This window comes from Paracoccus binzhouensis (assembly GCF_016446475.1).
In the GTDB taxonomy this organism is placed as follows: Bacteria; Pseudomonadota; Alphaproteobacteria; order Rhodobacterales; family Rhodobacteraceae; genus Paracoccus; species Paracoccus binzhouensis.
Window position 1 is genome coordinate 1 of record NZ_JAEHFP010000263.1, and the last position, 641, is coordinate 641.

At 59.4% G+C, this 641-nt stretch carries 2 protein-coding genes; both read left to right on the plus strand.

From position 1 onward, the window contains the following. The coding region (locus I9P22_RS24760; RefSeq protein ID WP_233253591.1) for a hypothetical protein at nt 1-235 on the plus strand (235 nt) is incomplete at its 5' end. Continuing rightward, the coding region (locus tag I9P22_RS24365) for an ATP-binding protein (protein WP_199262805.1) at nt 225-641 on the plus strand (417 nt) is incomplete at its 3' end. The genes I9P22_RS24760 and I9P22_RS24365, both read left to right, overlap by 11 nt.

A 641-nucleotide genomic window follows, 5' to 3' on the forward strand; every position in this document is an offset into this window, starting at 1 on the left:
CCCTCGCAGCCGTCAACGCCATGATTTATATGCGAAATATCACGATTACGACAGCGAAATCAGCGACTTACTTGGAGAATGTGGGGTCTGTCCAGTAGAACGCCGATTCCAGCCTACCGTGTCATTTGCGACAGAACCGCCACAAGCGCTCGCGCTGCGCCGCGAGCCCAAGGCAAATGTCGGGCGCTACGACGATCTGCGGGCCCACAGCACCGGAGGCCGCCATGCGTCATGATCCCGCCAGCGGCGCCGTCATTATCATGCTTCGTAGCCTCAAGATGCATGGCATGGCGCAGGCCGTGACCGATTTGATCGAGCAAGGCGCGCCTGCATTCGAAGCGGCAGTCCCGATCCTAACCCAGCTGTTGAAGGCGGAGATGGCCGAACGAGAGGTTCGGTCGATTGCCTATCATATGAAAGCGGCACGCTTTCCGGCCTACAAAGACCTGTCTGGTTTCGACTTCTCAAGCAGCGAGATGAATGAAGCCACGGTGCGCCAGCTCCATCGATGCGAGTTCATGGAGGGGGCGCAGAACATCGTGCTCATCGGTGGGCCCGGCACCGGAAAGACCCATGTTGCGACCGCGCTTGGCATCCAGGCCATTGAGCATCACCGCCGCAAGGTGCGGTTCTTCTCGACC